The sequence below is a fragment of the Mesorhizobium sp. CA5 genome, from assembly GCF_020165105.1.
Taxonomy (GTDB): domain Bacteria; phylum Pseudomonadota; class Alphaproteobacteria; order Rhizobiales; family Rhizobiaceae; genus Mesorhizobium.
This window is the reverse complement of record NZ_JAIUHJ010000017.1, coordinates 106,215-119,059: the sequence shown is the minus strand read 5'-3', so window position 1 is coordinate 119,059 and position 12,845 is coordinate 106,215. Positions and strand designations below refer to the sequence as shown.

General features: G+C 64.9%; 10 protein-coding genes. 1 reads left to right on the top strand and 9 read right to left on the bottom strand.

Features of this window, described 5'->3' with window-relative positions:
• Nucleotides 1-32 precede the first annotated feature (32 nt).
• The 7 genes from atpD to LB529_RS21430 form a co-directional block, all read right to left on the bottom strand.
• The gene (gene atpD, locus LB529_RS21460) at nt 33-1,610 is read right to left on the bottom strand and encodes a F0F1 ATP synthase subunit beta (RefSeq protein WP_224712267.1); all 1,578 of its coding nucleotides are present in this window, start codon (nt 1,608-1,610) and stop codon (nt 33-35) included.
• A 64-nt stretch (nt 1,611-1,674) separates the two neighbouring features.
• A complete protein-coding gene (locus LB529_RS21455; protein ID WP_224712266.1) occupies nt 1,675-2,559 on the bottom strand; it encodes a F0F1 ATP synthase subunit gamma in 885 nt (294 codons plus the stop codon).
• Nucleotides 2,560-2,588: 29 nt separating this feature from the next.
• Nucleotides 2,589-4,118 (bottom strand): F0F1 ATP synthase subunit alpha, encoded by a 1,530-nt coding sequence (atpA, locus tag LB529_RS21450; RefSeq protein ID WP_140546138.1) that lies wholly within the window; start codon nt 4,116-4,118, stop codon nt 2,589-2,591.
• Nucleotides 4,118-4,678, bottom strand: a complete 561-nt coding sequence (locus tag LB529_RS21445; protein ID WP_095769731.1) for a F0F1 ATP synthase subunit delta — start codon at nt 4,676-4,678, stop codon at nt 4,118-4,120. The genes atpA and LB529_RS21445 overlap by 1 nt, the downstream gene beginning before the upstream one ends.
• A gap of 235 nt (nt 4,679-4,913) precedes the next feature.
• Nucleotides 4,914-5,309: a DUF4345 family protein gene (locus LB529_RS21440; protein ID WP_095769732.1), complete on the bottom strand. Its 396-nt coding sequence runs from the start codon at nt 5,307-5,309 to the stop codon at nt 4,914-4,916.
• A 95-nt stretch (nt 5,310-5,404) separates the two neighbouring features.
• The gene (locus LB529_RS21435; RefSeq protein ID WP_224528291.1) at nt 5,405-6,100 is read right to left on the bottom strand and encodes an aspartate/glutamate racemase family protein; all 696 of its coding nucleotides are present in this window, start codon (nt 6,098-6,100) and stop codon (nt 5,405-5,407) included.
• Nucleotides 6,101-6,133: 33 nt separating this feature from the next.
• Entirely contained in the window at nt 6,134-8,317 is a 2,184-nt protein-coding gene (locus tag LB529_RS21430; RefSeq protein WP_224712265.1) for a primosomal protein N', read from the bottom strand.
• A 90-nt stretch (nt 8,318-8,407) separates the two neighbouring features.
• On the opposite strand from LB529_RS21430, the gene fsa reads away from it, so the two are divergent.
• Complete coding sequence (gene fsa / locus LB529_RS21425) at nt 8,408-9,064, top strand: fructose-6-phosphate aldolase (RefSeq protein WP_224517043.1); 657 nt, start codon at nt 8,408-8,410, stop codon at nt 9,062-9,064.
• A gap of 388 nt (nt 9,065-9,452) precedes the next feature.
• Here fsa and lptE read toward each other — a convergent pair whose 3' ends face one another.
• Nucleotides 9,453-10,031, bottom strand: a complete 579-nt coding sequence (gene lptE, locus LB529_RS21420; protein ID WP_224547353.1) for an LPS assembly lipoprotein LptE — start codon at nt 10,029-10,031, stop codon at nt 9,453-9,455.
• Nucleotides 10,018-12,645, bottom strand: coding sequence for a leucine--tRNA ligase (gene leuS, locus LB529_RS21415; RefSeq protein ID WP_224712264.1), 2,628 nt, complete (start codon nt 12,643-12,645; stop codon nt 10,018-10,020). Before leuS ends, lptE begins: the two co-directional genes overlap by 14 nt.
• Nucleotides 12,646-12,845: the final 200 nt, after the last annotated feature.

Here is a 12,845-nt window from a genome sequence, read left to right as displayed (position 1 = left end):
TATTCGCTACTCCCTATTCGCTATTCGCTTTCTTATGCCGCTTCAGCCGCCAGGCGCTGCGCCTTCTCGACCGCCTCGTCGATGCCGCCGACCATGTAGAAGGCGGCTTCCGGCAGGTGGTCGTAGTCGCCGGCGCAAAGGCCCTTGAAGCCCTTGATGGTGTCGGCGAGGTCGACCAGCTTGCCCGGCGATCCCGTGAACACTTCGGCGACGAAGAACGGCTGCGACAGGAAGCGCTCGATCTTGCGGGCGCGGGCAACCGTCTGCTTGTCCTCTTCCGAAAGCTCGTCCATGCCAAGGATGGCGATGATGTCCTGCAGCGACTTGTAGCGCTGCAGGATCGACTGCACCTGGCGGGCAACCTGATAGTGCTCCTCGCCGACGACCATCGGGTCGAGCATGCGCGAGGTGGAATCCAGCGGATCGACGGCCGGATAGATGCCCTTTTCCGAGATCGCGCGGTTGAGCACGGTCGTGGCGTCGAGGTGGGCGAAGGAGGTCGCCGGCGCCGGGTCGGTCAAGTCGTCGGCCGGCACGTAAATCGCCTGCACCGAGGTGATCGAGCCCTTGGTCGTGGTCGTGATGCGCTCCTGCAGCGCGCCCATGTCGGTGGCCAGAGTCGGCTGGTAACCCACGGCGGAAGGAATGCGGCCGAGCAGCGCCGACACTTCCGAACCCGCCTGCGTGAAGCGGAAGATGTTGTCGACGAAGAACAGCACGTCCTGGCCCTGGTCGCGGAAATATTCGGCGACGGTGAGGCCGGTCAGGCCGACGCGGGCGCGCGCGCCCGGCGGCTCGTTCATCTGGCCATAGACAAGTGCTGCCTTCGAGCCCTGGCCGCCGCCCTTCTTGTTGACGCCCGATTCGATGAACTCGTGATAGAGATCGTTGCCTTCGCGGGTGCGCTCGCCGACGCCGGCGAACACCGAGAAACCGCCATGCGCCTTGGCAACGTTGTTGATCAGCTCCTGGATCAGCACGGTCTTGCCGACGCCGGCGCCGCCGAACAGGCCGATCTTGCCGCCGCGGGCATAAGGCGCGAGCAGGTCGAGAACCTTGATGCCGGTGACCAGGATCTGCGCTTCCGTCGACTGGTCGACATAGGCCGGAGCAGGCTGGTGGATGGCGCGCATTTCGACGCCGTCGACCGGGCCTTCCTCGTCGACCGGCTCGCCGATGACGTTGATGATGCGGCCGAGCATGCCGGGACCGACCGGAACCGAGATCGGCGCGCCGGTGTCATAGACCTCCTGGCCGCGAACGAGACCTTCGGTCGAGTCCATGGCGATGCAGCGCACGGTGTTCTCGCCGAGATGCTGGGCCACCTCGAGCACCAGGCGGTTGCCGACATTGTCGGTTTCCAGCGCGTTCAGAATGGCCGGCAGGTGATCCTCGAACTGCACGTCCACGACGGCGCCGATGACCTGGCGGACCTTGCCGGCGGCGCCGACGCGCGTGGCCGCGACGCTGGCTGCGGAAGCCGCGGCCTTGGCCGGAGCGGCCGCCCTCTTCGCCGGAGCGGCGGCTTTCTCGGCGGCTGCCGGGGCCTTCGCTGCCTTGGGGGCCGGTGCCGCCTTGGCGGCGGTCTTCGGGGTAGCTGCTTTCGCCATCGTCTTTGCCCTTTTCGTCTATCCGTTGTTCACGCCGCCCGCCGGTATCCCGCGCGGCGCGTGATTAGAGCGCCTCGGCGCCCGAAATGATCTCGATCAGTTCCTTGGTGATCTGCGCCTGCCGCTGGCGGTTGTAGGTGATCGACAGCTTGTTGATCATGTCGCCGGCGTTGCGCGTCGCATTGTCCATCGCGCTCATCTTGGCGCCCATCTCGCCGGCCGCGTTTTCCAGCAGCGCGCGGAAGATCTGCACGGCGATGTTGCGCGGAATGAGGTCGGAGAGGATCTCGCCCGGCTCCGGCTCGTATTCGTAGACGGCATTGCCGCCATTGGTAGCCTCGGAAGCGGTCGATCCGGCGGCCGCCGGAATGATCTGCTGCGCCGTCGGGATCTGGCTGATCACCGACTTGAACTGCGAATAAAACAGCGTGCAGATGTCGAAGCCGCCATCGTTGAAGAGATGGATGACCTTGCGCGCGATCGCATCGGCGTTGGCGAAGCCGAGAGTCTTCACCTCGCGCAGGTCGACACGCTCGAGGATCATCGAAGCGTATTCGCGGCGCAGGATGTCATAGCCCTTCTTGCCGACGCAGATGATCTTCACCTGCTTGCCGTCGGCCAGCAGCCTGCGGATGTGGTCGCGGGCTAGGCGGGCGATCTGCGAGTTGAAGCCGCCGCACAGGCCGCGCTCGGCCGTGCACACGATGAGCAGATGCACATCGTCCCGGCCGGTGCCCGTCATCAGCGCCGGGGCATCGCCGCCGCCGCCGATCGCCTGGGTGATGTTGGCCAGGACCGCGCCCATGCGCTCGGAATAGGGTCTGGCTGCTTCCGCCGCTTCCTGCGCGCGACGCAGCTTCGCCGCGGCGACCATCTGCATCGCCTTGGTGATCTTCTGCGTCGCCTTGACCGAGGCGATACGGTTACGAAGGTCTTTTAACGAAGCCATGCTTCAAACCTGATCCCGTCCAGCTTCGTTCAAGCGAAGGTCTTGGCGAAGGCGTCGATCTCTGCCTTGAGCTTGGCGCGCAAATCGTCCGACAGCGCCTTCTCCTTGCGGATGCCGTCAAGCACGTCCTTGCCGGCCGAGCGCATATGGCTGAGCAGCCCATGCTCGAACTTGCCGACCTGGTTCAGCGGCAGCTTGTCGAGATAGCCGTTGACGCCGGCGAAGATCACCGCGACCTGTTCCTCGACCTTGAGCGGCGAGAACTGCGGCTGCTTGAGCAGCTCGGTCAGGCGCGAACCGCGATTGAGCAGACGCTGCGTTGCCGCGTCGAGGTCGGAGCCGAACTGCGCGAAGGCTGCCATTTCGCGATACTGCGCGAGCTCGCCCTTGATGGAGCCGGCGACCTGCTTCATCGCCTTGATCTGCGCCGAGGAGCCGACCCGCGACACCGACAGGCCGACGTTCACCGCCGGACGGATGCCCTGGAAGAACAGGTTGGTTTCGAGGAAGATCTGGCCGTCGGTGATCGAAATCACGTTGGTCGGGATGTAGGCCGACACGTCATTGGCTTGCGTCTCGATGATCGGCAGCGCGGTCAGCGATCCATTGCCGTTGTCGTCATTGAGCTTGGCGGCGCGCTCGAGCAGGCGGGAGTGCAGGTAGAAGACGTCGCCCGGATAGGCTTCGCGGCCCGGCGGGCGGCGCAGCAGGAGCGACATTTGGCGGTAGGCGACGGCCTGCTTCGACAGATCATCATAGCTGATCAGCGCATGCATGCCGTTATCGCGGAAATATTCGCCCATGGTGCAGGCGGTGAACGGCGCCAGGAACTGCATCGGCGCCGGATCGGACGCGGTGGCGGCGACGATGATCGAATATTCGAGCGCGCCGCGCTCTTCCAGCACCTTGACGAACTGCGCGACGGTCGAGCGCTTCTGGCCGACAGCGACGTAGACGCAGTAGAGCTTTTCCTTCTCGGGGCCGTTGTCGTGCACCGACTTCTGGTTCAGCATCGTGTCGAGGATGATGGCGGTCTTGCCGGTCTGGCGATCGCCGATGACCAGCTCGCGCTGGCCGCGGCCGACCGGGATCAGCGCATCGATGGCCTTGAGGCCGGTCGACATCGGCTCATGCACCGACTTGCGCGGGATGATGCCGGGCGCCTTGACGTCGACACGCTTGCGTTCGGTCGCCTTGATCGGGCCCTTGCCGTCGATCGGATTGCCCAGCGCATCGACGACGCGGCCGAGCAGGCCCATGCCGACAGGCGCGTCGACGATGGCGCCGGTGCGCTTGACGGTGTCGCCTTCCTTGATGTCGCGGTCGGCACCGAAGATGACGACGCCGACATTGTCGGCTTCGAGGTTCAGCGCCATGCCGCGGATGCCGCCGGGGAATTCGACCATCTCGCCGGCCTGGACGTTGTCGAGGCCGTAGACCCGGGCGATGCCGTCACCGACGGACAGAACCTGGCCGACTTCGGAGACCTCGGCCTCCCTGCCGAAATTCTTGATCTGGTCTTTCAGAATTGCGGAAATTTCCGCGGCGCGGATGTCCATCAGCCGACCTCTTTCAGTGCAAGCTTGAGCGAATTGAGTTTGGTTTTGAGCGACGTATCGATCTGGCGCGAGCCCATCTTGACGATCAGGCCGCCGAGCAGCGACGGATCGACGGTCATGGCAATGGCCACGTCCTTGCCGGCGATGCCCTTCAGCGTCGCCTGGAGTTCAGCCTGCTGCGCCGCAGTCAGCGCATGCGCCGAGGTGACCTCGGCCGATGCCTCGCCGCGATGGTCGGCGGCGATCTGGCGGAATGCCTTGATCATGCCGGGTACCGCGAACAGGCGGCGGTTCTTGGCGACGACGCGCAGGAAATTGCCCACCAGGCCGGTGATCTGGGCCTTGTCGGCGATGGCGGCGATGGCCCTTGCCTGGTCCTCGCCGGAAAACACCGGGCTGTTGATCAGCCGCGCGAGATCGTCGCTGCTGTTGAGCATTGCCTCGAAGCTGGCGAGGTCGGCCTCGACCTTGGCGACTGAATTGTCCTGCAGCGCAAGCTCGAATAGCGAGCCTGCATAGCGTTCGGCGACAGCTGAGATTGGCGATGACGATTGGGCCACGGACCGTCTTTTCTCTTGTCTGACAGGCCGCAGATTGTTGGCGCGAGCGAGAACTCTGGCTAAATCTTTGACCTTACTGCATTTTTCCAAGCACGGAGGCGCGGCTTCCGCTATCCCCGGTCGAAAGTCGATTGCCGTCTAGCACAGGCTTTTTAAGACCGCAATGCATCGTCCGGCATGGTTTTCAGGCACTTTTGTCGCATCAGGCGGCTGGGGCCAACCCCAAGCGCCGGATTCACAGTACAAAGCCGAAGGCAAAGGCCAGCGGCAGCGCCGCCAGCGCCAATTCAACCACGATCGACACCCAGTTGAAAGGGGTGTTGGCGCCGTCCGACATCATCGACAGAAGCCGGCCGAAGGCGGTGAACAGCCAGGAGAAGCCCAGCGCCATGTAAAGCAGCGGCTGCGCCAGAAGAATGCAGCACAGGCTGACGCCGAGATAAAAGCCCGACATGCGGCCGCGTCCCTCGGCGATCGCCGCCGCTTTCTCGGGCCTCGGCTGCAGGCGCAGCGCGCGAAACGCAAGCCCCGGCGCCAGGAACAGGAATAGGCCGAGCGCCAAGGTCACGACGGCGCTCGACCAGGCCAGCCACTCACCCTGGCTGGCGGGCCACGGAAACGCGAAGTCCATAAAATCCCCCTCTTATTTCTTGTTCTGAAACAGCGGCATTCTAGCCAGGGAATGAAGGCGCGCCAGAGGACGGCGGGCACATTAGGTACAGCGCATCAGGCGAGCGCGAAATCGACCGCGGCCGCGGCATGGATGCGCGTCGTGTCGAAGACCGGAATGTCGAAATCGCCCTGGCCGATCAACATGGTGATCTCGGTGCATCCCATGATGACGCCGTCCACCCGGTCGGTGCGCCGCATCCGGCCGATCTCGTCGAGATAGGCGGATTTCGATTCGGACCGGACGATGCCCTGGCAGAGCTCGTCATAGATCACCCGATGCACCATGTCGCGGCCGCCCTGGTCGGGCACGATCGGCTGCAGCCCGTATTTCTCCGCGAGCCGTCCCTTGTAGAAATCCTGTTCCATGGTGAAGCGTGTCGCCAGCAGCGCCGGCCGCTTCACTCTGGCATCGAGGACAGCCTGCGCCGTGGCGTCGGCGATATGGATGAGCGGGATCGATATGGCCGCCTGCACCGTGTCGGCGAGCTTGTGCATGGTGTTGGTACAGATCACCAAGCCCTCGGCCCCGCCCGCCTCCAGCTTGCGCGCGGCTTCCACCAGAAGAGCGCCGGCGCCTTCCCAGTCGCCGGCATGCTGGCGTTCGGCGATCTCGGCGAAATCGAACGACCACAGCAACAGCTTGGCCGAATGCAGCCCGCCCAGCTGCTCGCGCACGATCTCGTTGAGCAGGCGGTAATAGATCGCCGTCGATTCCCAACTCATGCCGCCGATCAGGCCGAGGGTTTTCACAAGCGACCACTCCGTTGGGGCTGTCTCTCCCGGTTATAAAAAGCTCTGCGGGTCGATGTCGACCTGCACCCTGACCGAGCCGCGCAGCTTCGGTCCATTCGCCAACATGGCCCGAATAAAGCCTTGCATGTCGGCGCGGCGTTCGCCTTGCACCAACAGCCGGAAGCGGTGGCGGCCGCCGATCAGCGACAAGGGCGCCTCGGCCGGGCCGAGCACGAAGAGGTCGGTAGCCTGCGGCGCCGCGCGCCTTACCCCCCGCGCATGGCTTTCCGCCTCGCCGCGTGTCGCGGCGCTGACGATGATGCCGGCGAGCCGGCCGAAGGGCGGCAGCGCCGCCCGTTCGCGCTCGGCGATCTCGCGCTCGTAAAACGCTTCCGAATCGCCGGAGACGATTGCCCGCATCACCGGATGGTCCGGCTGGTAGGTCTGCAGGAGGCCGAGGCTCTTCTTGCCGGTGCGGCCGGCGCGCCCCGTCACCTGGCTGAGCAGTTGGAAGGTGCGCTCGGCGGCGCGCGGATCGCCATTGGCCAATCCCAGATCCGCATCGACCACGCCGACCAGCGTCATGCCGGGAAAATTATGACCCTTGGCGACCAGCTGCGTGCCAATGACGATATCGGCCTCGCCATTGGCGACGGCCTCGAGCTCGAGCCTGAGCCGGCGCACGCCGCCCAGAAGATCGGACGACAGCACGATGGTGCGGGCATCGGGAAAATGCCCGACCACTTCCTCGGCGATGCGCTCGACGCCTGGGCCGCATGCCACCAGATGGTCGAGCGTGCCGCATTCCGGACAGGCTTCGGGCCGCCGCTCATTGTGGCCGCAATGATGGCAGACGAGCTGGCCGCGAAAGCGATGCTCGACCAGCCAGGCCGAGCAGACCGGGCAGCCGAATCGATGGCCGCAGACGCGGCAGAGCGTCAGCGGCGCATAGCCGCGCCGGTTGAGGAAAAGCAGCGACTGCTCTTGTCTCTCCAGAGTGCGCTGCATCTGCTCCAGGAGGACAGGCGACAGGAAGCCGCCCCGCGCCGGCGGCGCGCGTCGCATATCGATCGACTTCAGGTCGGGGAGCGCCGCCTCGGCAAAACGGGCCGACAGCACCGCGCGATGATAGCGGCCCTGGCTGGCGTTGACCCGGCTTTCAACCGAGGGCGTCGCCGAGGCGAGCACGACCGGGAAGCCGCCGATATGGCCGCGCACCACGGCCATGTCGCGCGCATTGTAGAAGACGCGGTCTTCCTGCTTGTAGGCGGGATCGTGCTCCTCGTCGACGACGATCAGGCCGAGTTCCTTGAACGGCAGGAACAGCGCCGAGCGCGCGCCGGCGACGACGCGCACGCCGCCCTCGGCCACCTGACGCCAGACGCGTTCGCGCATCCGCGGCGGCAGGTCGGAATGCCATTCCGCCGGCTTGGCGCCGAACCGGTCCTGGAAACGTTCCAGGAAGGCGTGCGTCAGCGCGATTTCCGGCAACAGGATCAGCACCTGTCTGCCCTTGTCGAGCGCCGCTGCCACCGCTTCGAAATAGACTTCCGTCTTGCCGGAGCCGGTGACGCCGTCGAGCAGCGTGACGTTGAAAGCGTCGGCGGCGACCGCGGCGCGCAGCTTGTCCGCCGCCGCTTTCTGGTCAGGCATCAATTCCGGCACGGCATAAGAAGGATCGGGCGCCGCCACCACCGGACGCGGCGGGATCATCACCGTCTCGAACACGCCCTGTGCCCGCAACCCGTCGATGACGGTCGAGGAGACGCCCGCGGCATGTGCCAGCCCCGAGCGCGTCCAGGCAAGCCCGCCTTCGGCCGTCTCGAGCACGCGCCGCCGCGCGTCGGTCATCCGGTCGGGCCCGGCCAGCGTGCGCTGCAGCCCTTCGATCCACGGCTCGGGGTCGAAAGCCTCGGGCGCGCGCAGCAGCATACGGGCCACCATGCCGGGGGCAGAGAGCGTGTATTGCGCGATCCAGTCGACGAAGCGGCGCATCGCCCTGTCGATCGGCGGGCAGTCGAACACCTCCTCGATCGGCCGCAATTTCTTCGTATCGACGGTTTCGACGGCGCCGTCCCAGACGATGCCCGCGACCTGGCGCGGCCCGAGCGGCACGCGCACGATCGAGCCCGGCACCACGCGCATGCCAGGCGGCACGGCATAGGTGTAGGGCCGCTCGGCCGGCATCGGCACCAGCACGGGCGCGGCTGCGACAAAGGGCGAATCTTCCATCATCAGGCGTGACCTTGCCCTGACTTTGGTCTAGATCAAAGGGGACCCTCGCATCTGCCTGGCTGGCGCCCGGCAATCCCCAAGGAGACCGCCATGAAATTTTTTGTCGACACCGCTGACATCAAGGAAATCAAGGAGCTCAACGATCTGGGGCTGCTCGACGGAGTCACCACCAACCCCTCGCTGATCCTGAAATCGGGTGGTAAGATTTCCGAAGTCACCAAGCAGATCTGCGACATCGTCGAAGGCCCGGTCTCGGCCGAGGTCGTGGCGACCGAATACAAGGACATGATGGCCGAGGCCGAGGTGTTGGCCAAGATCGCGCCGAACGTGGCCATCAAGGTGCCGCTGACGCTGGACGGCCTCAAGGCCTGCAAGACCATCCGCACCGAAATGAACCGCATGGTCAACGTGACGCTCTGCTTCTCCGCCAACCAGGCGTTGCTCGCCGCCAAGGCCGGCGCCTCCTTCATCTCGCCTTTCGTCGGCCGCATCGACGACACCGGCTCGGACGGCATGGAGCTGATCTCGGAAATCCGCACCATCTACGACAATTACGATTTCAAGACCGAGATCCTGACCGCCTCGGTGCGCACGGTGAACCACGTCAAGCAAGCCGCGCTGATCGGCGCCGATATCGTCACCGCGCCGCCGGCGACGCTGAAGGCGCTGGTCAATCACCCGCTGACCGACAAAGGCCTCGCCGCCTTTCTCGCCGACTGGGCCAAAACCGGCCAGAAGATCGGCTGAGGCCGGAGCAATTCCAGGAAAAGTGTGTAACGATTTTCCGTCCGGGAATTGCGCAAGGCAAAAAGCAACTGAGTAGGAAAGAAGGCCGGGCACCGGCCTTTTTTCGCGGCAAAGTGCCTATGCCTTGCCAGGTCACCTGCCTTGGCGATTGGCCGGAACGCCCATCGCGATCGTCATCCACGGGCGGAGCAAGGAGCGAAGCGACGCACGCAGACCCGAGGATCCACTCCGTGACGTACGAGCGTCGCAACGGTGCAGAATTCTGCTCCGCCGCACCTTCAGGCCGAGGTAACGGAATGGATCCTAGGGTCTACGCGACGCCGCTTCGCGGCTGCTCCGCCCTGGGATGACGAAGTTCGGAAGGCTTCAGCCAATCTCCGGCGAGGAACTAGGCCTTTTTGCCGTGTCTGGCCAAATCCTGGGCGATCGAAAGCCGCAGCAGGTCGGCCAACTCACGCGCAGCGCGGTTCTCGGCGTCGATCTGCGCCCGGTAGGCCGCGAATTCCTGGCGCGGGCGGTCGAAGGACGAGGGGATCGAGCGCTTGCCGACGGCAATCACCGTGTTGGTCGCGGTGTCCCTGAGCACGTAGTTGGCGGTCAGCGTGACCGTGCCCGCCGTCGGCTCGTCTTCCTGGGTCTGCACCTGCACGATGGCCGCCGATTCGACCAGCTCGGTGACGCCGAGATCGAGCGTGTAGGCCGGCGAGGCCGGCTCGCCCGAGCCCTGCCCGAAGGCGAAGATCAGATTGTTGCGTACCTGCTGCGCGTAGCGGGTATTGACCGGCTTGATCGAGATCGAGCCGAGCTCGGCGGAGGCGCTGAGCGATCCGGGCGACAGCGGCTGGCTGGAATAGAGCGGCCGCACGGTGCAGGCCGAGACCAGCGCCAGCGCGGCGGCCATGCCGCAGAGCGCCAGGCGGCCGCGCAGGCGGACCGGTTGTGACTTCACCGGATCAGGCAACGACATTGACGATCCTCTGCGGGACGATGATCACCTTGCGCGGAGCCTTACCTTCCAGTGCTTTTTGCACGAAGTCGAGAGCCAGCACCGCTTTTTCGACGGCACCTTGATCCGCGTCGCGGGCAATTGTCAAATCCCCGCGCTTCTTGCCGTTGACCTGCACCGGCAGCACGATCTCGTTGTCGACGACAAGGGCCGGGTCATAGACCGGCCAGGGCCGCTCGGCGACCATTTCGGCGCCGCCCAGCTCCTGCCAGCATTCCTCCGCCAGATGCGGCATGACCGGCGCGATGATGTGCACCAGGATTTCCACCGCCTCGCGGCAAGCGCCCTTCAGCGCGTCGTCGGCCTTGCCTTCGGCAACGTCGGCCAGCGGCGCGGCCAGCACATTGGCGAGCTCATAGATGCGGGCGATCGCACGGTTGAAGCCGAGCTTCTCTATGTCCTCGCCGACCGCCTTCAGGATCTTGTGGGCGGCCTTGGAAACGGCTCCCGCATCGCCTTCCTTCGCCGCCGTCGGCTTCACGCCGGGCAGCTGCTCGGCCGCGATCTGCACCAGGCGCCAGATGCGCTGCACGAAGCGGTGCGCGCCGGCCGCGCCCTCGTCGGTCCATTCGACGTCGCGCTCCGGCGGCGAGTCCGACAGCATGAACCAGCGTGCCGTGTCGGCGCCGTAACCGTCGGTGATCTCTTCCGGGCTCACCGTGTTCTTCTTCGACTTCGACATTTTCTCCAGCGCGCCGACCGTCGCCTCCTCCCCGGTGGCGATCTCGATGGCGCGGCGCTTGCCGTCGACGTCCTCGAGCCTCACCTCGCTCGGCGACAGCCAGCGCCCATTGTTGGACGGGCCGCCGACGCGGTAGGTCTCGTGCACCACCATGCCCTGCGTGAACAGCCCCTTGAACGGCTCGGCCAGATTGAGATGACCGGTCTCGCGCATGGCGCGGGTGAAGAAGCGCGAATAGAGCAGGTGCAGGATCGCGTGCTCGATACCGCCGATATACTGGTCGACCGCCAGCCATTCGTCGGCCGCTTTCGGCTCGGTCGGCTCGTTTGCCCACGGCGCGGTGAAGCGCGCGAAATACCAGGACGAATCGACGAAGGTGTCCATCGTGTCGGTCTCGCGCCGCGCATCGCGGCCGCATTGCGGGCATTTCACATGCCGCCAGGTCGGATGACGGTCGAGCGGATTGCCCGGGCGGTCGAACTCGATGTCGTCGGGCAGCTTGACCGGCAGGTCGGCCTTCGGCACCGGCACGACGCCGCAGGCTTCGCAATGGATCATCGGGATTGGGCAGCCCCAGTAGCGCTGGCGCGAAATGCCCCAGTCGCGCAGGCGGAAATTCACCTTGCGCTCCGCCATCGGCCGGCCGCCGATGCTTTTCTGCTCCAGGAGCTTTGCCACTTCATCGAAAGCCCTTTCGGGCTTCATGCCGTCGAGGAAGCGCGAATTGATCATCACGCCGTCGCCGTCATAGGCCTCCTCGATGATCTGGAAGCTCCCCTGGTTTTCGCCTTCCGGCATCACCACCGGAATCACCGGCAGGCCGTATTTGTTGGCGAAATCGAGGTCGCGCTGATCTCCCGACGGGCAGCCGAAAATGGCGCCGGTGCCGTATTCCATCAGCACGAAATTGGCGACATAGACCGGCAGCGTCCAATTCTCGTCGAACGGGTGGACGACGCGGATGCCGGTGTCGAAGCCCTTCTTTTCGGCCGTCTCGAGCGCCGCCACCGAGGTGCCCATGTGGCGGACCTCGTCGATGAACTTCGCCAGCTCGACATTGCTCTCGGCGGCTTTTCTCGCCAGCGGATGGTCGGCGGCGACCGCCATGAAGGAGGCGCCGAAGATGGTGTCCGGCCTTGTCGTGTAGACTTCCAGCTCATGCATATCGCCGACGGGCTTTGCCAGCGGCCAGCGGATCAGCAGCCCTTCCGAGCGGCCGATCCAGTTGTGCTGCATCAGCTTGACCTTTTCCGGCCACTCTTCGAGTCCGTTGAGCGAGTCCAGCAGGTCCTGCGCGAAGTCGGTGATCTTGAAGAACCACTGCGTCAGTTCGCGCTGCTCGACCAGCGCGCCCGAGCGCCAGCCGCGGCCGTCGATGACCTGCTCGTTGGCGAGCACCGTCATGTCCTCCGGGTCCCAGTTGACCTTGGAGGATTTGCGCGTCACCAAGCCCTTCTCGACGAAGTCGAGGAACAGCATCTGCTGGCGGTGGTAATAGTCGACGTCGCAGGTCGCGAACTCGCGCGCCCAGTCGAGCGACAGGCCCATCATCTTGAGCTGCTCGCGCATGACCGCGATGTTTTCATAGGTCCAGTCCTTGGGATGAACCTTGTTCTGCATGGCGGCGTTTTCGGCCGGCATGCCGAACGCGTCCCAGCCCATCGGATGCAGCACGTTGAAACCCTTGGCGCGTTTGTAGCGCGCCACCACGTCGCCCATCGTGTAGTTGCGGGTGTGGCCGATATGGATCTTGCCCGATGGATAGGGGAACATCTCGAGCACGTAGTATTTCGGCTTCGGATCGTCGTTGCGGGCCTCGAACAGCTTCTTTTCGGCCCAGGCCTTCTGCCATTTGGGCTCTGACGTGCGCGGATTGTATCGTTCGGTTGCCATCGGGTGTTTTTCACTTAAAAGCAGGTGCGCGGTGCTGGATTAAGGCGTGTCGATATTCAGGTCAGGCCGAGCCGAAAATGGCGGGTTCCGAGAACCGGAGCGAAGCGTACTTAAGTACGTGAGCACCGGAAGCGCAGGAAACCGGCATTTGCAGGCCGGCATCACCTGAATATCGACACGCCTGGGCCGGCAGCCGAGAC